This is a genomic window from Anaerolactibacter massiliensis, from assembly GCF_900290205.1.
In the GTDB taxonomy this organism is placed as follows: Bacteria; Bacillota_I; Bacilli_A; order Erysipelotrichales; family Erysipelotrichaceae; genus Bulleidia; species Bulleidia intestinalis.
This window is the reverse complement of the sequence record NZ_OLMH01000003.1, coordinates 321,742-344,585: the sequence shown is the minus strand read 5'-3', so window position 1 is coordinate 344,585 and position 22,844 is coordinate 321,742. Positions and strand designations below refer to the sequence as shown.

Annotated in this window: 19 protein-coding genes; 4 read left to right on the top strand and 15 right to left on the bottom strand. The window is 46.2% G+C overall.

The genetic code is table 11. The features are described 5' to 3' along the window. Position 1: 1 nt before the first annotated feature. From C7E00_RS15680 to C7E00_RS15620, 13 genes are all read right to left on the bottom strand, one after another. Complete coding sequence (locus C7E00_RS15680) at positions 2-1,180, bottom strand: SPFH domain-containing protein (protein ID WP_105305245.1); 1,179 nt, start codon at positions 1,178-1,180, stop codon at positions 2-4. Positions 1,181-1,366: 186 nt separating this feature from the next. Then, positions 1,367-1,972, bottom strand: coding sequence for a recombinase family protein (locus C7E00_RS15675; protein ID WP_105305244.1), 606 nt, complete (start codon positions 1,970-1,972; stop codon positions 1,367-1,369). A 175-nt stretch (positions 1,973-2,147) separates the two neighbouring features. Beyond that, complete coding sequence (locus C7E00_RS15670) at positions 2,148-3,176, bottom strand: PDDEXK nuclease domain-containing protein (RefSeq protein ID WP_105305243.1); 1,029 nt, start codon at positions 3,174-3,176, stop codon at positions 2,148-2,150. Positions 3,177-3,221: 45 nt separating this feature from the next. Beyond that, a complete protein-coding gene (locus C7E00_RS15665) occupies positions 3,222-3,446 on the bottom strand; it encodes a helix-turn-helix domain-containing protein (protein ID WP_105305242.1) in 225 nt (74 codons plus the stop codon). 51 nt (positions 3,447-3,497) lie between these two features. Next, positions 3,498-3,827 (bottom strand): molecular chaperone, encoded by a 330-nt coding sequence (locus C7E00_RS15660; RefSeq protein ID WP_105305294.1) that lies wholly within the window; start codon positions 3,825-3,827, stop codon positions 3,498-3,500. Between the two features lie 107 nt (positions 3,828-3,934). Then, positions 3,935-4,234, bottom strand: a complete 300-nt coding sequence (locus C7E00_RS15655; protein WP_105305241.1) for a hypothetical protein — start codon at positions 4,232-4,234, stop codon at positions 3,935-3,937. Next, on the bottom strand, positions 4,221-6,824 hold the full coding sequence (locus C7E00_RS15650) for a recombinase family protein (protein WP_105305240.1): 2,604 nt from the start codon (positions 6,822-6,824) through the stop codon (positions 4,221-4,223). Before C7E00_RS15650 ends, C7E00_RS15655 begins: the two co-directional genes overlap by 14 nt. 358 nt (positions 6,825-7,182) lie before the next feature. Beyond that, the gene (locus C7E00_RS15645) at positions 7,183-7,920 is read right to left on the bottom strand and encodes a DUF3232 domain-containing protein (RefSeq protein ID WP_135358268.1); all 738 of its coding nucleotides are present in this window, start codon (positions 7,918-7,920) and stop codon (positions 7,183-7,185) included. Between the two features lie 217 nt (positions 7,921-8,137). Further along, the gene (locus tag C7E00_RS15640) at positions 8,138-9,076 is read right to left on the bottom strand and encodes a ParB/RepB/Spo0J family partition protein (RefSeq protein ID WP_105305238.1); all 939 of its coding nucleotides are present in this window, start codon (positions 9,074-9,076) and stop codon (positions 8,138-8,140) included. Positions 9,077-9,098: 22 nt separating this feature from the next. Next, a complete protein-coding gene (locus C7E00_RS15635; protein WP_135358267.1) occupies positions 9,099-9,572 on the bottom strand; it encodes a hypothetical protein in 474 nt (157 codons plus the stop codon). A gap of 207 nt (positions 9,573-9,779) precedes the next feature. After that, the gene (locus tag C7E00_RS15630) at positions 9,780-10,736 is read right to left on the bottom strand and encodes a ParB N-terminal domain-containing protein (RefSeq protein ID WP_105305236.1); all 957 of its coding nucleotides are present in this window, start codon (positions 10,734-10,736) and stop codon (positions 9,780-9,782) included. Further along, positions 10,723-11,652, bottom strand: coding sequence for a ParA family protein (locus tag C7E00_RS15625; RefSeq protein WP_105305235.1), 930 nt, complete (start codon positions 11,650-11,652; stop codon positions 10,723-10,725). Before C7E00_RS15625 ends, C7E00_RS15630 begins: the two co-directional genes overlap by 14 nt. Then, positions 11,642-12,130, bottom strand: coding sequence for a hypothetical protein (locus C7E00_RS15620; RefSeq protein WP_105305234.1), 489 nt, complete (start codon positions 12,128-12,130; stop codon positions 11,642-11,644). Before C7E00_RS15620 ends, C7E00_RS15625 begins: the two co-directional genes overlap by 11 nt. Before the next feature lie 938 nt (positions 12,131-13,068). Here C7E00_RS15620 and iscB (C7E00_RS15615) point away from each other — a divergent pair. The 3 genes from iscB (C7E00_RS15615) to iscB (C7E00_RS15605) all read left to right on the top strand — a co-directional run bounded on the left by iscB (C7E00_RS15615) (position 13,069) and on the right by iscB (C7E00_RS15605) (position 18,280). Then, on the top strand, positions 13,069-14,430 hold the full coding sequence (gene iscB / locus C7E00_RS15615; protein WP_105305233.1) for an RNA-guided endonuclease IscB: 1,362 nt from the start codon (positions 13,069-13,071) through the stop codon (positions 14,428-14,430). Positions 14,431-15,612: 1,182 nt separating this feature from the next. Beyond that, on the top strand, positions 15,613-16,566 hold the full coding sequence (locus C7E00_RS15610) for a RepB family plasmid replication initiator protein (RefSeq protein WP_105305232.1): 954 nt from the start codon (positions 15,613-15,615) through the stop codon (positions 16,564-16,566). A gap of 352 nt (positions 16,567-16,918) precedes the next feature. Beyond that, entirely contained in the window at positions 16,919-18,280 is a 1,362-nt protein-coding gene (iscB, locus tag C7E00_RS15605) for an RNA-guided endonuclease IscB (protein ID WP_105305231.1), read from the top strand. A 352-nt stretch (positions 18,281-18,632) separates the two neighbouring features. On the opposite strand, the gene C7E00_RS15600 is transcribed toward iscB (C7E00_RS15605), so the two are convergent. Together C7E00_RS15600 and C7E00_RS15595 are read right to left on the bottom strand one after the other, a co-directional pair. Continuing rightward, positions 18,633-19,625: a LacI family DNA-binding transcriptional regulator gene (locus C7E00_RS15600; protein ID WP_105305230.1), complete on the bottom strand. Its 993-nt coding sequence runs from the start codon at positions 19,623-19,625 to the stop codon at positions 18,633-18,635. Between the two features lie 369 nt (positions 19,626-19,994). Beyond that, positions 19,995-21,170, bottom strand: coding sequence for an IS110 family RNA-guided transposase (locus tag C7E00_RS15595; RefSeq protein ID WP_105303714.1), 1,176 nt, complete (start codon positions 21,168-21,170; stop codon positions 19,995-19,997). A 313-nt stretch (positions 21,171-21,483) separates the two neighbouring features. On the opposite strand from C7E00_RS15595, the gene C7E00_RS15590 reads away from it, so the two are divergent. Beyond that, complete coding sequence (locus C7E00_RS15590) at positions 21,484-22,821, top strand: ABC transporter substrate-binding protein (protein ID WP_105305229.1); 1,338 nt, start codon at positions 21,484-21,486, stop codon at positions 22,819-22,821. The last annotated feature ends 23 nt before the right edge of the window (positions 22,822-22,844 follow it).

The following is a 22,844-nucleotide window of genomic DNA, read 5'->3' as shown; positions in this document are numbered from 1 at the left end:
CTCACACCTCACGTTTTGCGCCACATTTCGGGCAGAACTTTCCGGGTTTTATAAACTTAAAACCACAATTAGTGCAAGTATCAGGAGATCCTAATGGCGCGCCACAGTTGTCACAGAAAAGTGCACCTGGCGTGACCTCCGCGCCACATTGATCACAGAATCTGTTCGCCTGAGACCCTGAGCCTTGTACATCGTGATTTGCAGTACCAAGTGCATCTCCAATAGCGCCGCCGACTAGGCCACCGACCGCGCCACCTACACCAGCCATCGTCCCAAGGCCGACACCCATATTGGTAAACTGACCAACCGCTTCGTTTTCGGCAACTTTCTCAGCAACATCAAAGCCGCGCTCCTGTTGATAGGTGTAACCCTCAATTTGACGCTTCTTTGCAATTCCCTGCGCTTCTATGACCATTCTTTGAGAGGCTGTCTGCTGATCTATTACACCAACCTGCTGTCGCAGTTTTGCATCCATAATATCAGCATACTGCCTGAAGTGAAGATCCTTAAACTTCTCGTACTGCGGATCACCTTCAGGTTTTACGATTGTAGTCACCAGGAAACGATCAAGATTAACACCGTACTCAGCAAAGTCCGGAATCAGTTTCTGATGAAGACTCTCAGAGAATTCTGTTAATTTTGCATCTACCTCAAAGATACTGATGGCATCAGTCTTCATCGTCTGAGCCATATAGGTCTTGACTCTTGTCATCAAGAATGCTCTGAAAAACTGAGTTAACTGTGCTTGACCAAGGATTGTTTCTGTCCCCACGAGCTTGACTAACAGTTTTCTGGAATCTCCGACACTCAAAGCCATCTCACCACTCGCACCTATTGCGATCGGAAAGCCATAAGTGGGTTCCATATACTGAACCTTGCTGTCGGTTCCCCAGCGTATAGCCATCTGCTCAGTCTTGTTAATAAAATAAACTTCGCAGTGGAATGGAGTCTGTCCGTTTGTTGGAATGTTCGTGATTCTGCGTAGAAGAGGGATGTTTTCCGTTTCTAACGTATATCTACCTGGGCCAAATAGATCCAGTGCCTGACCATTCATGAAGAAAACAGCCTCTTGGGATTCGTGAACAATCAGCTGTGTGCTTGTGTTGAAATCCTCTTTTGGATGCTTCCAGATGAATGTGGAGTTGTCTCCCTCGTATTTTATGATACTGGCTATCTCCACCGACTGTCCTCCCTTCGATTTTGGAAAGTGTACTTTTGAATCGTCGGTGACAACCGCAAATTTTTATTGTGAAATCACAAGAATCATATTGAATTTGCAAGCTTCTTCTGCTATAATAAATATGTGTCTTTAGGCGAACACTCATTTCGCAAAAGTACACTTTTCCAAATTATTAACGGGTTTTCTTTAACAGGAGTTTTCAAATTTTCTGGCCTTTCCATAGAAGGTTCCTTCAGGCATTCCACAGGCTTTAGCAGCCTGACGGAGTGTTATTTTTTTATTACGCCAGGCCTGATGCACTTCATGGAAGTTCTCCGGAAGAGGACGCGGCGGTCTGCCAAACTTCACGCCTTTTGCCTTCGCCGCCGCGATCCCTTCCTGCTGACGTTTCTTGATGTTCTCACGTTCTGACTGTGCCACAAATGATAAGATCTGTAGTACCAGATCCGCTATGAAGGTCCCCATCAGATCCTTGCCGTTTCTGGTGTCCAGAAGGGGCATATCCAGCACGCAGATGTCTATCCCGATTTCTTTTGTCAGGATACGCCATTGATTCTGGATCTCCTCATAGTTGCGGCCCAGACGGTCGATGCTGAGGATATAGAGCAGATCTCCCGGCTTCAGTTTTCTAACCATTTTTTTGTACTGCGGCCTGTTGAAGTCTTTTCCAGAGAGCTTATCCATATAGATGTTCCTTGCCGGAACATTCACTTTGTTCAGCGCTATCATCTGTCGATCCTCATTCTGATCCGTGCTGGATACTCTTACATATCCGTAAATCTTGTTATCCATAGTGCCTCCTCGTTTTCTCATTAACGCAAAAATGACCGAAGCAACGGCACATCTCCGTCATTTCGGTCATCCTCAAAATTAGTGAAAGCGCCGACAATAACGCCGACGCTCTTATCACATTTCAATTATTCTGTTTTACAGTCCATTTTACAGTCCGCTTACAGTCCGGAATCTGTTATTCTTCTTTGTCTTCCCACTTTTCCAGTACGGCCTCAACCTGAGCTATCAGCTTCTCCTTTTCTGGGATCACATAGGTGTAGGTCGAAGCGAAAATGTTGTTAGAAAGGCCACCGAGAGCGTACTCTGCACTTACATTATCCTTGTCGGTACAAAGAATGATTCCGATCGGCGGGTTGTCTCCCGGCTCATTCACTTCCGCTGCATAGTAGTTCAGATACATATTGAGCTGACCGACGGCCTCCGGCATCAGCTTCACTGTCTTGAGTTCGATCAGGACATATGCGTGCAACTCCTTGTTGTAGAAGACCATGTCCACATAGTAATGCGTATTATTCAGCGTGACGCGCTGCTGCGTTCCTACGAACATGAAACCTCTGCCAAGTTCCAACATGAAATCTTCAATCTGTCTGACAAGTGCCTTTTCAAGATCGCTTTCCAGAACCGGCTTGCTCTCTGGAATGCCCAAGAACTCGAAGACATACGGATCTTTTACAATATCCTCCGGAACCGCCAGTTCTTGACCTTTGGTTGCGAGTTCATAGACCTTCTCTTTATTCGCCTTACCATCCGAGAGCAATAACCTCTCAAAGAGAGAAGTGGCAATCTGACGCTTCATTTCCCTGACAGACCACCCGGAGCGTTCACATTCTTTCTCATAGAAGCTGCGGCGATCAGGATCAGAGATAATAAGAAGCTCACAGTAATGCGACCAACTCAATTTGCCAGACAGTGTCTGGCAGTTTGGATATGCAAGATAGAACGCACGCATATTCTGGAGATTTGACCTTGAAAAACCTTTGCCGAACTCCTTGGTTAGTACTCTGGAGAGCTGCTTAAGTGTCTGCTTTCCATATTCCGCACGTTCACTATTGTCCTGTTCATGTTCAATAATAACTCGGCCAATATTCCAATATGCCAAAATCTGCTCATTATTGACTTCACGTGCAACATTGTACCGAGCTGTATTCATGATTTCTCTGATTTGTCCAATCAGGTCCTTTGGAATCATTACTTCGTTGTCCATATACAAAATCCTTTCTCGAATTTGCCAGACAGTGTCTGGCAAATCTTACTCCTCAGTTTTTGATGGATTTTCTGTCAACTCAATGACATCCGTGATATCGCATTGAAGGGCATCACAAATTTTCTCCAATGTCTCCATGCTGATACCTTTGTTCTTACCCATATTGGCAATCATATTCGTTGTCAGCCCGGCAGCGATCCTAAGATCCTCTTTTTTCATGTTTTTATTCAGAAGTGTGTGCCATAAGGGCATATAGCTGATGTGTCTCATAGATATCTCCACTTTCCAGAAAGCAAACCTCTTTTCAACACCTCCATCATATCACGAATCTTGCGATTTAGCAAGTTCTCCTTGTTGAATTTTGCCGATCGTGCTATGCTTTTTCGCATACTCACTGGCCGCCTTCCTCCTGGCCTCACTATACGGTGCTATCAGACGGATTGAGACTCGCGATTTCTGGATGGTATAGGACACGCTGCCCAATTCCTTGTTCTCTTCCTTCCGTTCGCAGAGATCTGGGTGCTGAGTCGCAAATTTGCGTAGTCTGTTCTTCAGCTCGGAATTGAATGTGTAGATATCCCAGGTGTCATCACCTTCGGATGTCAGCAGTATGGTTTCTCTTTCGTACTTGTTTAGGCGCTGCTTTGCCATTTTGGTTTCTCCCTTCATTTTTCCAAGTGAAAAGCCGTCCTTCTGCAATAGAGGGGCGGCTTTGGCATTCTGTATCGATGGACACAGTTCGTATTCAGTTTTGCGGTTCAAGACCTGATTAAATCAGATAACCCTTCCCGAAACACGGCAATTATCGCGATGATGCCCTGGCCGATAACTGGGATCATAAAGACAATGAATCCAGCCAGGACGGCTCTGAGTGCCTCCGGCCATGTTGCAACTCCAAAGATGAGTGACAGGACCGCAACCAGCAGGAAGAGTCCTGCCAGCAGATAGAAGATGATCGATGAGAAGCTGATCAGAAAGACGAACAGCCACTGGATAACCGTTACGACCAGCATGACCGGGAAGGCCAGTACCTTTCCTATGATTCTAAGCAGACGCATTTACAAGCTCCTTTCCGGCCTCCATGGTCTTTGTCCTGGCTTCAGCAGTCGCTTTCCTTGCAAGCTCGTTTTTGCGGATCCTGCGGTTAACGATTTTCTGCGCAGCGACCGGATCTGTCTTGGCCTGTTCTTTCAGATTTTCACGGTATCTTCGATTCTTGGCAGATACGGCAGCTTTCTCCGCTTCAATCGCTGCAGCAGCTTCGGAATCCGTATCGGCGCGGGCTTTCAGGTCATCCATCTTTGCCTTATGACTGGCATAGTCTTTCTTGGCCTTTTCTCGAAGGAACGCTTCACGTTCAGCTGCATATTCCGGGTCAACGGCGGCTCTGGCACGTTTTTCAGCGTTTCTTTTGTTCTGACTGGCGCGGTCTTTTGCACGCCTGGCCTCCAGTTCAGCTGCAGCCTCCGGATCGGTTTTGGCTCTTTCAATCAGAGCATCTCTTTTGGCTTTCTGCTGAACCTGATGCTTCTTATAGGAAGCTTGTTGTTTTGCTCTAACCTCTGCTGCATATTCAGGATCCACAGCCATCCTGGCTTCACGGCGTTCAATAACCTTCCTGTTCTTTTCAGCTGTTTTTTGTCTTCTGGTCTGAAGCACTTCTGCAGCTTCCGGGTCCGATTGTGCCAGTTCTTCAAGCTCGGCAATAGTTATCTTTCGAAGATATGCCAATTTCTCGCGGGCGGCCTTCTTGACTGCTTTTTCAGCTAACTGAGCATGATATGCCGGATCTGCCTCTTTCTTGGCCTTTTCTGCTTCACGGCGTTTTTTCCCGGCTTCCCGGCGGCGCTCTAGATAAGCCTCATATTCGGTGGCAGCCTCAGGATCAGTCTTGGCTTTTTTCTTCAGGGATGCCTGCCTTTCTTTCGCTCGCTTTTTCTGCCTTTGATTCTTGGCTTTCTTCTTTTCTTCATAGATCGCATCTATCTGAGCGATTCTTTCTTCCTCTGAAATAACTGCGCCGGCCGGCGTATAGTTTCCAATAAAGCTGAAGTAGATGTCGATCTGTTGCTGACGGTATCTTCCCATCCCTCCGGTCGGCGCATGAACAACGACCTTATCTATAAACTCATACAGCATAGCGTCAGTCAGCTCGGTGATATGCTGATATTTTCGAACAAGAGCTATGAATCGGTTAATATCGGCCTTCTTGGGAGCTATAATCTCATCCGGCTTTTCCAGCTCAGAAATACGGCTCTCGAGCTGTAATTGTTCCCCATCATATTGAGATATGAGCCTTTGTGCCTGCCTTTCCGGCAGCGTGCCCTTAACCTGGCTCTCGAAGAGACCCTGGATCAGATCATCAAGTTCTTTTAATCTTTTTTTGGCCTCAGCGAGTTCTTTCTTGTCATCGGCAGAAGACTGTTGCTGCTTCAGGTCCCATTGTTCCATCAGCTGATCCACAAAACCATCCTCATTTTCCAGAACATGCTCTGACACGGCTTGTACAGCTTTCAGAATGGCGGCTTCCAGATCGGATGCTTTGATATAGTGATTGAAACATTGGTGATATCGGTTTCTGTAATTGCTGCACTGATAATTGTGTTCAGAGTCTCTGTCGGTTCCTGCAACGATCTTGGCATATGGCGCTGCGGAAAAGCTCATCCTGCCGCCGCAATCAGCACAGAAGACAAGTCCGGACAAACGATGTGTAAATGTGCCGTTTGCGACTCGTTTTGGAGCTCTTTTTCGCTGCTTATTGGCCATATCCCACGTTTCCTGATCTATGATTGCCTCATGTGTATTGGGGAAAATCAGCCAATCCTCTGGTGAAAGCCATTTTCGTTTCTTGCTTTTGAAATTTTCCTGAACGGTTTTTCCAAGAACCGTATGGCCAAGATATTCCTGACGCTCCAGGATACGAATGATAGTACCGTTATTCCAGAGACAAGGATCCTGATATCGATGGTTACGTGACTCGGTTCCGTAAGCAATCTCCTGATGGGCTGCCGGATTCATCACTCGTTCTGCTGTCAGTGTTTCAGCAATCTTCGTGATCGGCACTGCGTCAGCAGCCATTCTGAAGATTCTGCGGATCACCTCAGCAGCCTCTTCATCCACGTAGAGCTGTTGTTTATCATCCGGCTTACGATAGTATCCGTAAGGAATAGCGCCGCTGCACCTCAGTCCGTTCTCCATACGGTTCCTGAATACAGCTTTGATCTTCTTACTGGTATCCCTGGCATACCATTCGTTCATGATGTTCAGGAAAGGGGTGAACTCGTTTTCCGTCGGATTGTCGCTGTCAATACTATTATTCACAGCGATAAATCTGACACCCTTTTCCGGGAACAGCATTTCCGTATAAAAGCCCACCTGAAGGTAATTTCGCCCCAAGCGGCTCATGTCCTTTATACAGAGGACAGCCACATTCCCGGCATTGATCTCATCCAGCAAGGCGTTGAAGCCAGGGCGGTTAAAGTTGGTTCCGGTATATCCATCGTCCGTAAAATGACGGATATTACGGAAACCCTTAGCCTTTGCGAAGTCCTCCAGATATTTCTTCTGGTTGACAATGCTGTTCGACTCGCCTTGCTGCTCGTCATCTCTCGACAACCTTTCATAAAGTGCGGTTATTTTTTCTTTCATAAAGGCTCTGGCCTCCTTTCCTGCATAGTTTATATAAAAAATGCGAAGCCCACGTTATACGTGTCTCTCCGCATTTAGTATTCCATATTGTGTTCCCTTATCCTACTTCATAATAGACTCACTTGAAAAAAAATCAAGATATGCTTGCATCCGAACCATTTCGTTTGTAGACCCAAAACGCAAATACGGCAGACACTTTCTTCGGCCAAAAAGCAGAGCTCTTGAATTATTGGCTTGCTGCAGGCAGCTTCAGAGTTGCTTATCATCTTCCCAATGCCTGATATCCTGATTCAGGGCTCTTCGTGATCATTTATTCTTCTTTGTAGCTCAGATCCGGAAATAAAACTTGCCGGTTTTGTTATTGGTACCATCGTGTTCTTCCTTTGTTGATCAAGTATCTATCGATTTCCTCAATCCCGCTTTGAAGAGGAGATACCGTTTCATCATAAACAGGCTTCCCCGTTTTTTCGACCGAATACTGATTGAATACATGTATCTCCTCAGTAAGATCTTTATCCACAGGCTTTTCGCAGTACGTATAAACAATCGTCAGATCATTATCCTTGCAGGCTCTTTCAACAACATCCAGCTTTCTGGAATTAAACAGCATGATCCACGCTTCCGATTCTGCAATATTCTTTGCTTTCAGACTCCCGGATGCTTCCATCCTGATCCTGTCAGCAAAGGAAAGCATTTCTTCTCCTATGAGGATGCGCTTTCCTGCCTCTTTTGATATTTCAGAAGAGAACAGATGATCAATGCCAAGCTGATCACAAAGTGCATTTAACTGCCCTGCCGCATCAATTGCAGCATTATGGGCATAACTGCGTTTTTTATCTGCCCGTGCAAGATGATCATTCATTTCCTGAATATCGTCTTCATATCTGAGGCGTATCATCTGAAAGCTCTTTTCACTTTCTTCAATTGCTCTTGGATAATTCATGATTTCTTTCGTAAAGATACGTGCCTCTGAAGGAAAACATGCACGCAGGACATCATGAATCTCAGCCTGCCGTTCTTTTCTTGCATCTGCAATCGAATGTGCCTTCCCAAACATTCGAAGCATGGTTTCTGTCTGATTACCTGTTTGTGTCATAACGTTTTCTTTCTGATTCTTCAGTTTTCTGGTGCTTAAGCATAGTCCATCATCAAATTTTTCAAACAGCAGAATCAGTCCCATTCCATTAAACAGAATGGTTCCAATCTTCTGAAATGCAAGATGCCTTTCTTGCTTTTATTTTATACTTATGCACCTTAACAACTGCATACAAAATAGCCTAACTCTGCCTGAAACCATCTGAAGTTCGAAATTCCTAAATGAGCTCTCTGATTTCCTGCATGATACGTTTCACATGGTCCAGCTTCTGCTGATTTTCTTCCTCCACCGTTTCTTTATCGTTCACGCAGGCTAAAGCCTTCTCATAGTCTGCTTCAAGCCGGATCAGCTTCTTCGTGTAGGTCTCCGCCAGCATCCCTGCAGTCTTCTTCTGCCGCTTCTTTCTTCTCGAATCTGAGCCGGACTGATATTTCCCCTCCAGCACATAGTCCTCAAACTGGTCTGTCCCGGCCGCTTCCACCGCATCTCTCTGCTCGTCTTCATTCAGCCAGGAGACAAGCTGTGCATCCCGGACCGCAATAGTCCCCATGACGGTCGCTGCTCGAAGCTCTGGCCCGCACCGGTCCAGGAACGCGAGGTAGTTCCGGATCGTCTTCTCCGAGATGTCCAGCTCCGGCTCCGATTCCAGCAGGATCAGGTGGATGAGCTTTGAGACTTCTCTGCGCGACGGGCGGATCTTCTCTACCGGCTTTTTCCCTGAGAGCCGGCGGTACTCGTCCTGCCACTTTTCTTCCCGTAAGTCGATCGCTTCTGGATCCAGCCGCACGATCCGCTCGAAGTTCGTCAGCTGGCGGGCGTAGTCGTTGCTGTCGCGATAGATCCTGGTCTCTTCTTCTTCGCTCAGATCTCCGCGGACAATTGCTGAGATCGTGCTGTAGATCTTTGCGCGCACACGGTCACAGCTCTTCTCATAGCGATCATGCAGCTCCTTCATTGCCCGAAAGCGCCGTTCCCCGTCCACAATGCGGAACAGTTCTCCCTCCGGCTGCAGGATGATCGGATGGATCAGACCGGTCCGCTCGATGGATCCGGCAAGTGCGTCAATGCCGCCGATCGAGTAGCCGTTCTCTTTCCGGACGCGGATCACATCCAGCGGGATCGAATAGACCCGCGTGTTTTCTTCATAGGTTTCCATGCGTTCCGTCTTCTCCTTTCCTTCAGACGCTGAGCTCCCGGAAGAATCTCCGGTAGGCAATCGGGCAGTGTTCTGTGATCCGCTTCAGATAGACGCGATAGCGTCGCCCATCAAACACTCCGGTCTCAAGATATTTCTTCCGCACTTCATCCAGGATCGCGTAGGTCTCATCATAAAAATTCCTGGTGACCGGATCCTCCCGGCTGCGCAGATCGTAGTCCCGCTCACCGGATGCATCCGAAAAATCATGATCGTATTTTGTGTCGATGAACTCCTTCACTGCCGCATTGCTGATATCCGCCAGAATGAAGTATCTAGGTCGTTCAAACATTCCGGTTTCAACGGAGTGAAGTGAAAAGAGCGTCAGAAAAACCGCAAGGCATAATTCGCCCTGCTCATCCCTGCGCAGCACCGGTCTCGACATTCCCTTGAAGAGTTCCTGCTGGCCGAACAACTGTTCTTCGATCACCTGCTGTACATATACACTCTCAAGCATAAGAAATTCCGCATCAGAATCATACCACAGTTTAATGATGCACGGTATTATATATTTTTGTTCTACGTGGAACAAAATCGGCCATTTTCCCAGATTCTGAACTTTCGTTTTTTCTCTCTGCTGAAACAGAGGGACCATTTCATTTCTGCCCACGGCGTGGGCAACTAAAAAGCAGGGCTGCGCTACTCTTCCCTGCTTTTCTGATGGTTATTCGTTTTTTGCGATGATTTTTCCGAGCGAATCGTAGATTTTCTTAAGCTCGTTTACTTCAGCAGCGGAATATTCCCGTTTCTCCGCCTCAAGGAAGAACTCCTTGGATGCCCTTCTGAACGGAGCAATCTTGTTTGACTTGCGGCCGGCATTGCGCTCATTCTTCCGCTTTTCATTGATCGTCTCATAGGCGCTCTTCACGGACAGCGTTCCGTTTTCAATCTGGTCCAGAAGATCCTGTCTTCCGGCGTTGTATACCGCAATGTAATACTTGATCTTCGTCTTCTTCCAGCCCTGGATGTTCATGGAGGCAAGTACCGTCTCGGCAAGCTTCCAGGTGTTCACCCGGTCAAGAGAGATCTTCTCCCCGCGCTTTTCCGCCTGGCGGGCAATGTTCTGAACATATTCCTTATCACTGAACTTCGAGCAGATGTATCTCATGTTGCGGGCACCGTCACGCTCGGTCAGCTGACGGGTCAGGAGGTTGGATTCCTCATAGATCGCCTCCTCCTGTTCCTTCGTGATGTATTCCCGTCTGAGCTTCAGCTTCTCCGGGTCATCGGTGATCACATAGACCCGGCAGTCGATCGTCGTGTAGAGCGGGTTCTCCGGATCCTCCTCATGGAGCTTCTTCATTGCAGCAAATCTGCGGTGGCCGGCGGAGATCGTGTAGGTCTTATCCCCTTCCTTCATCGTCACTGCAAGCGGATTGATGACGCCGTACTGCCGGATGCTCTCGATCAGCTGATCATCCGGAACCTCTGAGAAGAAGTTCTCTTCACGTTCTTTAATCAGGTCGAGGCGGATCGCTTCCGTCTGCATCTCCGGGACTTCGTTGACCGGTCTGTCCGAATTGCCGTAGAGCATTTTCTCCGTTGTCTCGGAGGCATATTTCCGCGTTCCCGGAATCTGGCGGCTCAGCTGATTCAGCGCCGAAAAACTATTCTTCGCCATTCTGTGCTGCCTCCTTTGCGTTTCCGATCACGGCATTGGGGTCTTCGACGATCGTCATGATCTCCTTCGTGAGGTCGTCATAGGCGGTCTTGGCTTTCTTCGACACCTGGGCGAACAGGCGGTTGTTGACGTTGGCTTTCTTCGCGTCAGCACTGTCCGGGATGTGAGAGGAGAACGTCGGGATCGGGAGGAACTTCTTGATCCAGTCGTCGATGCTGCGGTCCACGACTCTGCGGTCGCTGTAGAGCGAGAGAATGATGCCGATGATGCCGCGGTGGTCTTCCTCGGTGCCGGCCGCCTGCTTTGCGGATTCAATGAACGGACCGATTCCGCGTAAGGCCATGATATCCATGTTCGTGCTGATCAGGATGCCGTCCTTTGCCGCAGCCATTCCGTTCACGGACAGCGGACCGAGAGAGGGCGGAGTGTCGATCACGATGTAGTCGTAGTCCATGTGCTCCTTGATCAGGTTCACCACATCGAGCATGTAGGAGGACTTGATGATGCCACGGAAATACTTGCCGCCGATGATGCTCATCTCCATCTCAACCACGGAAAGATTCAGGGCCGAAGGAATGACATCAAAGCCGAACGGAGCATCATAGGGGACCCACTCCATGCCGTTCTGCTTCACGGAAGAAAATGTCGGAGTGACGATTGCCGGAGCAATGTCGTCCCAGGTAAGCTGACGTTCCTGACGGACCACATACGGTTCAAGAACCTTGTTGATCGTGTAGAGATCCGAGTCGATGATGTCGAGACCCAGGTTCAGCGATGCAGAGCCCTGCGGGTCAAAATCAATCAGAAGCGTCTTCTTCCCATAGGTGTTTGCCAGGGAATAGCAGATGTTCAGGCTGTTGGTGGTCTTGCCTACGCCGCCCTTCTGATTTCCGATTGCGATCACTCTAGTTGTCATGATGCTCTCCTTCTTCCGCCTTTGCGGAAATGTAATGGTTTGCTGCAAGGTCCTGCTCAATCAGGCTTGAGATGTAATCATTCAGCGAGCTGTAGCCGCCGTTGCGTACTCTTATGTCCAGAAGATCTGAGAACTGGGCTGAGGTGAACTCTCCGAAGCGCGCAGGATTCAGGCGGAGCTGGGGCTGATAATACTGCGTGCCGCTGAAGCCGTAGCGTTTCAGCTGTGCTCTTGAATACTGCAGGACATCCGCCAGGTCTGCATCCTGGATCGTGAAATTGAATGCTGAGAGGATGCTTTTGGCTGTCGTGAAGCTTGGAACTCTGGTGAATTTGGTATATTTGGTCAGTGCAGCGTAAGAGATATTCACTCCCTTGCCGCGGATGACTTTATAAGCATCTGAAACATTGAACCCGGTTGCGGTGAGAATGGAATCGAATATGTTCTGAAATGTAGTATCCCGATATTGAACTGCCATTCTTGAATTTTCTCCCTGTTTTCTCGAAATATGGCTTATTTATGCGGTTTTTCGATGCCAGGCCACCGGTGGCCTGGAGGAAAAGAGTGAATGAAGCCGATACCATATTCCCTTCATTACCAATTTAATCAGTGTTTCGAAGCAGAGTCAATAAAAATGTACAAGTGTACAATCTGAATGTGCTTGGACTTAATAAAAATGAAGCCTGATTTTTACTTAGGATTCTTATTTTTCCCGCATAACTATGCGGAAATTGTGAGTCAGGCCACCGGTGGCCTGGGAATAGCGCTATTTATACTGATGCATTCTATGCCCTAATTTTTGACCTGAAAGAACATTTAAAAGATCTATGTAGGTGAATCTTTCCTAATAGAAAATTGAGGACAACAATCAGATATCCAGATAAATATCATTTCCTCCTATTTCAGGTGTTCCTTTTTGAATCTAAAATTTATAAAAGAGGCTTGATTTAACTTCCCGGAAAATATCATTGAAGATGCTTCTCTCTGCAAAACCGGTTTTCTATCACCTGCAACCTGTCTGGCAGTAGAATTATGAGAGCGAACCCCTGCGTTCATACGTCAACTACCCCGCCTAAGTCCTAGCGGACTATAGACGGGGCTTGGAAAGGCTACTACAGCTTTTCGAGCCTGGTTGATTAGCCTAAGTGCTTCGAGCACTACGTTGCTGCTGTGCTACGTCTGGATGCTCCACAAGTCCAGACCTCTTGGGATCTGCTGCTAAAAACCTCTGAGAGGTAGGAGGCGTACAGCAGATGCATTCGACCAGCGGACAACATTGGCGAAGTGGACCACCGTTACTGCGATCTTCGTGATCGTAAGTGCGAGATGCTGCATGTCTTCAGGAATGCAGAAAGCGTAAGCGCCCCTAACGGGGCAAAAGAAAGCGGCTGAGCCGCAGAAAGGAGGCATCAGCACATGTCTGTTGCAGTATTATCCAGCACCGGCAGAAAGCTGATGCCGACTTCAAACTACAGAGCACGGAAACTCTTGAAGAGCGGACGTGCCGCAATTGAATGCTATCGTCCGATTTTCACAATCCGGTTAACCGACCGGAAGGAAGGAGAAACACAGCCGATTGAGTATGCCTGCGATACAGGCTATCAGCATGTCGGCGTATCCATCAAGTCAGAAAAACATGAGTTCGTCCATGCTCAGTATGACACGCTGAGCAATGAAACAGAGCGGCATAACGACCGCCGCAAATATCGTCGCAAAAGACGGAATCGCAAGCGGTATCGCAAGCCTCGGTTTAACAACCGGTCCAGAAAGAACCAGGAGATGGCGCCTTCCCTGCGGCATCGCAGGGAGAACCAGATCAACCTGTTCGAATCGTTCTGCAAGGTCATGCCGATTACCTCGGCGACCTTTGAGATGGGTAAGTTTGATACTCAGCTCTTGCAGGCAATCGCAGATGGTAAGCCGCTCCCGGAAGGGAAGGACTATCAGCAGGGATTAAAATATCTGTTTCAGACCGAACGGGAAGCAGTGTTCAGCAGGGATCACTACACCTGTCAGGTGTGCGGTAAATCTGTCAAAGATGGCGTGATTCTGCATACGCATCACATCGGATTCTGGAAAGGGTATCGGCCAAATCGGATCAGCAATTTACTTACGGTCTGTGAGCATTGCCATACGGCAAAGAACCACAAGCCGGGCGGTGCACTCTGGGGTCTGGAGCCGAAGAGCACCAATCTGGCCGCAGCAACCTATATGAGCACCGTGCGCTGGGCGATATATCGTGAACTGGTTCTGAAGTACCCAGAGATTGATATCCATATCCAGTATGGTGCAAAGACATCTGTAACCAGAAAGTCGCTGCATCTTGCAAAGACGCATGCGAACGATGCTTACTGCATTGGATCTCTGCATCCAAGGCATCGGACAACAGAGCTTGTCTATCAGAAGAAGCGCCGCAACAACCGGATTCTTGCGAAGTTCTACGATGCAAAATACATCGATATCCGGGATGGCGCCAAGAAGTCCGGCGCTGTGCTCTCATGTGGACGGACAAATCGCAGGGAAAGCAGGCGCTCGGACAAGAATCAGCGCATCTACCGGGGAAATAAGTGCTCTTCTGGCCGCACATCAGTTCGGAAGAATCGTTATGCCTATCAGCCCGGCGATACGATTGTGTTTCACTCTCAGAGGTTCGTTGTCAATGGCTCCCATTGCAAAGGGGCTCGCGTAATTCTAGGCACAGGGAAATCAGTCAAGGCGACTGATCTGACATGCATTAAAAAGGAAGGAGGATGGCGCTTCCTCCCCGCCCAAGCTTAACAGCTATGGACGGGGTATCCGCGCCTATAACATGAAATAGAAGACTTTGGAGTAAAGCCGTTCCTCCAGAAAGAAATGTTTAACAGATTGGTTTTGATTGAAATCAAATTCATTAATAACCCTTCGTAAGCAATTCTTACTAGTGCTCCTTTTTGGATGAGACCCCATGAAAACAAGTAGTAGAAAGTCTGGACCTCTTTGTTTAGAAAATGGAATTCTCGATCCTTGTTGTACGAATGACAGGATTTCTTAAAACATATGTTGCGAGCACGTTAACCGGAAGTTTATATTTCAATGGCAATGGCTGATTATCGTGATGGACTGAACGAATACAATTGTCGATGGAAATGGGTCACTGGAAACAATGAAAAGAGAGAAGACAAAAGGCCTAGTTGTGAATTGCAAAATTAATACAAGTGTCCAATTATTTTCGAAATTAGTACACCAAAAAATAATTTAAGAAATTAGGCCTAAGCAATATTATCTGTAAAAAATATCTTTGGATTCCAAGAACGGTTAAGGCTGATTGAATCGGAAAGCAAAGATAGAAATGATGGCTTTTAGATTCAGAAAAGCCGAATATGCAATATAGAAGGTAAAAATAATGAATTCATTCAATTTTCTAGCTAAAAGTTAAAAAATAGGCTTAAATATGCAGAAATTTTAAACCAGGCCACTGGTGGCCTGGAAGAATTCTTTAAAATAGAAAAGCTTAATAAAGGTAAGTACAAGTTCGAATTAATAAAAGCTGATAATTAATTTCGGAAATAGTACACCATTAAATTCTGAGTAAATTAGGGCGGAAAACTGAACCCCAAAAATAACATTTTGAAGCCAGACGAACAGTGGTGGCATTTTCTTTATAGGAAAATATTTCAAATATTTAAAAAGACTATTAGAAACTTTAAGTGCCCGAAAAAAGCTGAGAATATGCGAAAAAATCAGAAGATCGGTGTACAAGTTTCTTACTAACGGTGTACGGATTCAGGAAGAACGGTGTACCAGGATAGGAAAATAGGTGTACAGACTTAGGAAAGAAAGGTGTACAGATCCAGGAAGGCTCCAAAAGGTGTACAGAAATAGGAAGAAAACATAATGGTGTACAAATTTAGGAAATACCTTTGTTTATCCTGCACCATTCTTTATAATTTTTTAGGATAAGAATTCCCGGGAGAAATCAGAATGAAAAAAACGGTGAAATATCAGAATAACTTCAATCTGGTTTCTCTATCTTCTCTGACAGAAACTGAGAACAATTTACTGATGACCATTGTGGCGCAGCTTCAGTACCAGGGGACCAATCGGGTTGTGCTGGAAGATCTCGAAGTGGCAAAGCTGATTGCTCCGACTTATCACATGACAAGAAAACAGATCATCGACATGGAGATCTCTCTCTGGGATAAGATCAGCGAGTTCAAGATTGAAGCAGGCGATCGTTATTCTGCAGATGGCGGATATACCCGTTTCAATTTTCTGTCATCTTACCGGCGTGAAGATGGCAATCATTTCTCAGTTTCGGTTGCCGAAGAATTTGTGCCGCTGTTCAATGACTACCTCAGACAGAATGGTTTTACATTATTCCAGCTGAAAGAATATCTTTCTCTGTCCGGCACCTACTGCAAGCAGCTCTATCGTTCCCTGAAGCAGTGGAGACAGGTCGGACGTTATTTTGTCACGATTGCTGACTTCAGGAAGATCTATGGAGTTCCGGACAGCTATCAGACAAAAGAACTGACGAGAAGGGTAATCGATCCGGCTGTCAATTATCTGGCAGAACATATCCCGGAATTCTCATCTCTGACCTGGATGTATGCAAAAACAATCACTGAAGGATTTGAGCCGGTTCCGATCGGAAGGGGAAGGGCTGCCAAGCCAAATTATGTGTACTTCCAGTGGACTCCGGAAATCGTAGAAGCAGATGCGAAGGAAAGAGAGATCAAGAAAATGCTGGACAAGACTCTTGGCAAAGATTCACTCGTCCAGAAATTCGTGACTTATGACGGAGAGTCTCCTGACCAGATCCGGGAAAGAAAGATCAAGGAATACCGGAAGCCGGCGCTTGAGAGACAGCTCGAGAAAGCAAAACAGGAAGCAGACCAAAGTCTGGATTTTCGAAAAGATTCCGGAGAGGAATAGCATGAACAAGGGTCAACTACCCCGCCTAAGTCCTAGCGGACTATAGACGGGGCTTGGAAAGGCTACTACAGCTTTTCGAGCCTGGTTGATTAGCCTAAGTGCTTCGGGCACTACGTTGCTGCTGTGCTACGTCTGGATGCTCCACAAGTCCAGACCTCTTGGGATCTGCTGCTAAAAGCCTCTGAGAGGTAGGAGGCGTACAGCAGATGTATTCGACCAGCGGACAACATTGGCGAAGTGGACCACCGTTACTGCGATCTTCGTGATCGTAAGTGCGAGATGCTGCAGGTCTTCAGGACTGCAGAAAGCGTAAGCGCCCCTAACGGGGCAAAAAGAAAGGAGGCATCAGCACATGTCTGTTGCGGTTATCAGCAACACCGGCATCCGTCTGATGCCGACAAGTGAGTATCGGGCACGGCATCTTCTCAAAGCGGGTAAAGCTGTCATTGAGCAATACCGTCCGATCTTCACGATCCGGTTAACCGACCGGGAGAAGGGGAAAATACAGCCGATTGAGTATGCCTGTGATACAGGCTATCAGCATGTCGGCGTATCCATCAAGTCTGAAAAGCACGAATTTGTCCATGCACAGTACGACATGCTGAGCAATGAGACAGAGCGGCATAACGATCGCCGCAAGTATCGTCGTACAAGACGGAATCGCAAGCGGTACCGGAAGCCTCGGTTTGACAACCGGTCCAGAAAGAACCAGGAGATGGCGCCTTCCCTGCGGCATCGCAGGGAGAACCAGATCAACCTGTTCGAATCGTTCTGCAAAGTTATGCCGATCACCTCAGCGACATTCGAGATGGGCAAGTTCGACACCCAGCTTCTGCAGGCAATTGCAGACGGTAAGCCGCTCCCGGAAGGGAAGGACTATCAGCAGGGATCGAAATATCTGTTTCAGACCGAACGGGAAGCAGTGTTCAGCAGGGATCACTACACCTGTCAGGTGTGCGGCAAATCCATCAAAGACGGTGTAATTCTGCATACGCATCACATTGGGTACTGGAAGGGATATCGATCCAATCGGATCAGCAATTTACTTACGGTCTGTGAGCATTGCCATACAGCAAAGAACCACAAGCCGATCGGTGCACTCTGGGGTCTGGAGCCGCAGAGCACCAATCTGGCCGCGGCAACCTATATGAGCACCGTGCGCTGGGCGATATATCGGGAACTGGTGCTGAAGTACCCAGAGATTGATATCCATATCCAGTATGGTGCAAAGACATCTGTAACCAGAAAGTCGCTTCATCTTGCAAAGACGCATGCGAACGATGCTTACTGCGTGGGTTCTCTGCATCCAAGGCATCGGACAGCAGAGCTTATCTATCAGAAGAAGCGCCGCAACAACCGGATTCTTGAAAAGTTCTACGATGCAAAATACATCGACATCAGAGACGGGAAGAAAAAATCTGGTTCGTTGCTCTCATGTGGACGAACAAACCGCAGGGAGAGCCGAAGATCGGACAAGAATCAGCGCATCTACCGGGGAAAGAAGTGCTCTTCTGGCCGCACATCAGTTCGGAAGAATCGTTATGCCTATCAACCCGGCGATACGATTGTGTTTCACTCTCAGACGTTCGTTGTCAATGGCTCCCATTGCAAAGGGGCTCGCGTAATTCTAGGCACAGGGAAATCAGTTAAGGCGACTGATCTGACATGCATTAAAAAGGAAGGAGGATGGCACTTCCTCCCCGCCCAAGCTTAACAGCTATGGACGGGGTATCCGCGCCTATAACATGAAAAGGGAAATTGCTGTATTATTCACATAATACAGCGTTAAAAAGAAAATACCTGCCTGTATTATTCAAATAATATATTATTAATAACTAGTGGAGGAACACATGAAAAAAGCCTGCCACGTGCTAAAATGTTTCATAGTAAATGTCTCCTAGTCAAAGACATTCTACAAAAAAAGGGCTCCGGGTTTGATCCCCGAGCCCTTTTTAAGCCACTTTTTAACATCAGCCAATAATAAAAGGAGCTGTATTACTTCCAATTTTTTATCGGAGGTTTTTAACAGCCCCTTCCGGGGAAACTTTTTCTTTTCAATTTCGTGATTAAGTAAGGTTTCGGGTTGATTCTCTTTCAATCAGACTAACTGGAAGAACCGATTGAAGAGGGATGAAGGAATTAGGATCAAAATCAATAATTGTATTAACGGCAATCTTACTCATCTGTTCAATAGGCTGATGAATGGTGGTTAGCTGAGGGTGCACCCAGGTGGCCATAGAGATGTCATCAAAACCGACAACCTGAATTTCATCAGGGACCCGAATGCCACATTTTTGACAAGCAGTTATGAACTGAATGGCCGCAACATCACCAGGAATAAAGAACCCGTCGATGCCTTTCTGTTTTTTCAGAATTTCCATGGAAAAATCTTGAAATCTCATGCTCTGAAATTGAGACTCTGTTGCTTGGAAAATCTTAAATTCAATTCCGTTTGCTTTGCAGGTATCGCGAAAAGCATCAATCCGTTTGTCTGCTGACATGGGGACTCCTGACTTGATCTGAAAAGCAGCAAGATGTTTACAGCCGCAATGGAGAAGATGCTCTGTCGCAAGTTTTCCACCTTCATAGTTGTCACAGGTTACCGCTGCGGTTGTTTCATTAATGATTCTTTCAAAAGAAACTACAGGGAGACGATCGGTGAGGTATTTCCCTATATCTTCTGTTCTGCTGGAAATGATGATTCCTGCGACTCTGTTTTCTTGAAGAAGGGACAGATATTCCTTTTCTTTGTATTCTTCATGGTAAGAATTGCAAAGCTCTATGTGATAACCTTTAGAAAACGCGTAGGCTTCCAGATGATTCACTAGCTCTGAGAAGAAAGGGTTGGCAATACTTGGAACAATCACGCCAATAACATTGGTTCTCTTTTTCCCGAGCGATCGAGCAGCTTCATTAGGACGATAATCTAATTTATTAATTGCGTCATACACTTTTCTGCGTGTCTTTTCACTGATAGGCCCTCGATTATTTAGAACTCTCGAAACAGTTGTGACTGTAACTCCTGCCTCAGCAGCGACATCCTTTAAAGTTGCTTTCATATTCTATCCAACCATTATTTAGAATATTATATCAAACATTCAAAAGTGCCAAAACATTTACATCCGATTATCATAAAATAACGGCTAAAAATAAAGAAAGTTATAAGATTAATAAGAAATCACTGTCAAACGATTGACATTTTGACAGATTGATAATATCTTATGTTTACCAAGTGAAGCCGAATTAGTTCGGTGGGAGGATTTAACTATAAGGAAGTCAAGTAGAAATTGACAGAAAGTGAGATTTAAGACGAAATCCAGCAGAATCTCACAAGTGATCTTTGAAATCGTGAATAAAGTACAGTTAAAACAACTACATTTGTAGCTTTGACTATGATGTGGATTATGTTTATCAGAATGAATCAATGGTTAGTGTACTAAGGCAGAATCGTAGACTGTATCGGTGGAGAGAAGCTTGTATATCACTCTCAGGAGCTTGCGGACGCAGTGTCCTTGAGCACAACGGTAAGTCTTTCCCTGATCTCGTTTCTTAGTATAATAATCATTGAAGACCTGGCAGTATTTACAGACTGTGAAGACAGCTTGATACAGGGCCTTGCGCAGATACCTGGATCCATGTTTGGAAATAGGCATGTGTGCAGCGTCATATTTGCCTGACTGGTGCACAAGAGGCTCCATACCGGCATAGGATATCAACTTCGCTGCTTCAGGAAAGTCGTTGATATCGCCGATCTCCGCAAGAATAGTCATTCCTGTTATGTAAGAGATGCCGGGAATGGAAGTTATAGGAGAGTTTAGCTGGTGACTGAATTCTTCTATTTTCTTATCCAGAGTGTCAATCTGTTCAGCTCTAGTATTGATCAGAGCAATCATAGACTGAACTTCAAGCGCAACGGCTGTGTTGTCATCACCCACTGAATTACGTGCAGCTTCTTTGATCTCTTCGGCAGTCACCTTAGAGCGTCTGCCGCGTCCGTTTACCTCAAGGGCTTTACGAAGGTTTCTGATATCTTCAGAAGCGATAGAAGCAGCACTTGGATATTCGGACAGGAACTGCATATAGGACTGAGAATATCTTGTCCAGGAGAGAGTATTTACTTCTGGGAAGACAATATCGAGAGCACGTTGAAGGCGGTTCATATCCTGATTCTGCTGCTCCTTCAGCTGGTGATAAAGACGAGTCAGCTCACGCAGCTTATCTGTTTGCATGGTCACAGCGGAGACAGAACGCCAGAACTTCTTCTCGCTGAGCATTTCAGCTATAAGCAGAGCATCCTTACGGTCATTCTTGGCCGACATACCAAGCTCTTTGCGACGCAGAGCAGTGGATCTTGGATTGATATATTTGACGGTGAACTTCTTCTCCAGAAGAAATTTCGTCAGATTGATCATATAGTGCCCGGTATCTTCCATGCCTACAGCATGTTTACGATGAAGAAACTGCTTTGTTTTGGAATAAAACAGATCAAGCCCTTTCTGATCATTCGTGAAAAAGAAAGACTTGATAAGAACTTCGCCGGTTTTGTCATCCATCACTGCAGCACAGTGCTTGAACTTACCGACATCAATGCCAATGCAAATCATAGTAATAACTCCTTTTAAAGATTGAATGTGACGAATACCTGTGCCACCGCCTCAAAAAGTATCAGAGAGTATGGTTCAAAATGTGAACTCACTTCAAGAAAAGAGAAGGGCTCATCTAACTAATCACAGTTACCTATACAACGAAGCGGCCAGATAATCCTCCACGTAGTCAAAGCTACAACAATGAAAAGTACAGGTACGCATTCACGATCTCAATTCTACACGGTTACCGGACCGATACTAAACCCGGTAGAGAAAGGAGACGCATACAAGTTATGCTTGGCTGGATGAGCCTAATTTGTATATACCAAATATGAATAAAATAGTATCTGTTTCTCTTGCGTGCATGCTTGCACTGAATGCAGCTGCATGCGGCTCATCATCATCTTCTTCTGCAACGTCTGCTTCTCAGACAGCTGCTTCAACTTCCGGAAGCAATTCTGAAGCAGTTAACATCTCTTTCTATACGACGCAGACAGGACAAGATGATATGTATCTTGATCTGATTAAGGATTTTGAAAGTAAGAATCCAGGAATTACGGTTGAATATATTGCCGCTGGTGACGATCAGCTGCAGAAATGGATGTCATTATATGCATCCAATGAAGGTCCAACAGTTTCCTATATGGATCCGATCAATATTTATGAAAATCAGGAACGGATGCTGGACCTCACTGGAAATGAACTTCTGGACAACATCAACAAGGATGCATTGAGTACTTATACCTTTGATGGAAAAGTGTATGGTGTTCCTGGAACTGCAGCGGGTATTGGAATTATTTATAACCAGGAACTGTGCGATAAGGCAGTCGGAGGGACGTTTGATCCTGCAACCATCAAGTCGCGTTCAGATCTGGAAGACCTGTTTAACAAGATCGAACAGAATACAGATGCTTCAGGCACTATGTTCACTGGTGTTAACTGGTCTCTTGGATCTCATTATCTTGGTTTATCTTATGGCGCTGAGGTAGGTGATGTAAGCGCAAGAGAAAAGAAAGTTGCTGATCTGAAGGCAGGAACAACAAGCCTTGTAGATGATCCTGTGTTTAATGGCTACATGGATACCTTTGACTTGATGGCTGCACATAACTACAACAAAGAAGATCCGCTTGTTGGAAACATCAACATGGATGCACAGGCACTTGTGGATGGAAAAGCGGCAACATGGTTCATGGGAGACTGGGCATGGACATATCTTGCTCCCATTATTCAGGATGGTCAGACTTTTGGATTGATGCCGGTTCCTGCAAATGATGATGCGAATGATCCTGTCAATCAAACACTTGCAACTTCTTTCGCAAAGGGAATGTGCATTGATATCTCTCAGAATACAGAGGAACAGCAGCAGGCTGGAATTAAGTTCATCAAATATCTTACTTCTGATGATTACGCTGAGGAACAGCTGGCAAAAGTGAACGGACAAGCGCTGCCTTATCTGAACTACAAGGGAACGATTGATAGCCCATTAGGACAGTCCACTGCAAAATATATCTCTTCTGGAATGAATTATGATTTCTACGGAACTCCAAACCTGCTTCCATCAGACTTTTGGGACGCAAATGGTGCTACGATGTGCCAGTATCTTGCAGGAGATATTTCCAGAGAAGACGCTGCAAAAGCAATGGATTCTTACTGGCAGAGCCAGAAATAATTCGATCCAATGTGAATTAATCG

Excerpts from the sequence above, each read along its gene's own strand:
- C7E00_RS15675 (WP_105305244.1), bottom strand. The coding sequence starts at position 1,972 with ATGGATAACAAGATTTACGGATATGTAAGAGTATCCAGCACGGATCAG.
- C7E00_RS15670 (WP_105305243.1), bottom strand. The coding sequence starts at position 3,176 with ATGGACAACGAAGTAATGATTCCAAAGGACCTGATTGGACAAATCAGA.
- C7E00_RS15665 (WP_105305242.1), bottom strand. The coding sequence starts at position 3,446 with ATGAGACACATCAGCTATATGCCCTTATGGCACACACTTCTGAATAAA.
- C7E00_RS15660 (WP_105305294.1), bottom strand. The coding sequence starts at position 3,827 with ATGGCAAAGCAGCGCCTAAACAAGTACGAAAGAGAAACCATACTGCTG.
- C7E00_RS15655 (WP_105305241.1), bottom strand. The coding sequence starts at position 4,234 with ATGCGTCTGCTTAGAATCATAGGAAAGGTACTGGCCTTCCCGGTCATG.
- C7E00_RS15650 (WP_105305240.1), bottom strand. The coding sequence starts at position 6,824 with ATGAAAGAAAAAATAACCGCACTTTATGAAAGGTTGTCGAGAGATGAC.
- C7E00_RS15645 (WP_135358268.1), bottom strand. The coding sequence starts at position 7,920 with ATGACACAAACAGGTAATCAGACAGAAACCATGCTTCGAATGTTTGGG.
- C7E00_RS15640 (WP_105305238.1), bottom strand. The coding sequence starts at position 9,076 with ATGGAAACCTATGAAGAAAACACGCGGGTCTATTCGATCCCGCTGGAT.
- C7E00_RS15635 (WP_135358267.1), bottom strand. The coding sequence starts at position 9,572 with ATGCTTGAGAGTGTATATGTACAGCAGGTGATCGAAGAACAGTTGTTC.
- C7E00_RS15630 (WP_105305236.1), bottom strand. The coding sequence starts at position 10,736 with ATGGCGAAGAATAGTTTTTCGGCGCTGAATCAGCTGAGCCGCCAGATT.
- C7E00_RS15625 (WP_105305235.1), bottom strand. The coding sequence starts at position 11,652 with ATGACAACTAGAGTGATCGCAATCGGAAATCAGAAGGGCGGCGTAGGC.
- C7E00_RS15620 (WP_105305234.1), bottom strand. The coding sequence starts at position 12,130 with ATGGCAGTTCAATATCGGGATACTACATTTCAGAACATATTCGATTCC.
- iscB (WP_105305233.1), top strand. The coding sequence starts at position 13,069 with ATGTCTGTTGCAGTATTATCCAGCACCGGCAGAAAGCTGATGCCGACT.
- C7E00_RS15610 (WP_105305232.1), top strand. The coding sequence starts at position 15,613 with ATGAAAAAAACGGTGAAATATCAGAATAACTTCAATCTGGTTTCTCTA.
- iscB (WP_105305231.1), top strand. The coding sequence starts at position 16,919 with ATGTCTGTTGCGGTTATCAGCAACACCGGCATCCGTCTGATGCCGACA.
- C7E00_RS15600 (WP_105305230.1), bottom strand. The coding sequence starts at position 19,625 with ATGAAAGCAACTTTAAAGGATGTCGCTGCTGAGGCAGGAGTTACAGTC.
- C7E00_RS15595 (WP_105303714.1), bottom strand. The coding sequence starts at position 21,170 with ATGATTTGCATTGGCATTGATGTCGGTAAGTTCAAGCACTGTGCTGCA.
- C7E00_RS15590 (WP_105305229.1), top strand. The coding sequence starts at position 21,484 with ATGAATAAAATAGTATCTGTTTCTCTTGCGTGCATGCTTGCACTGAAT.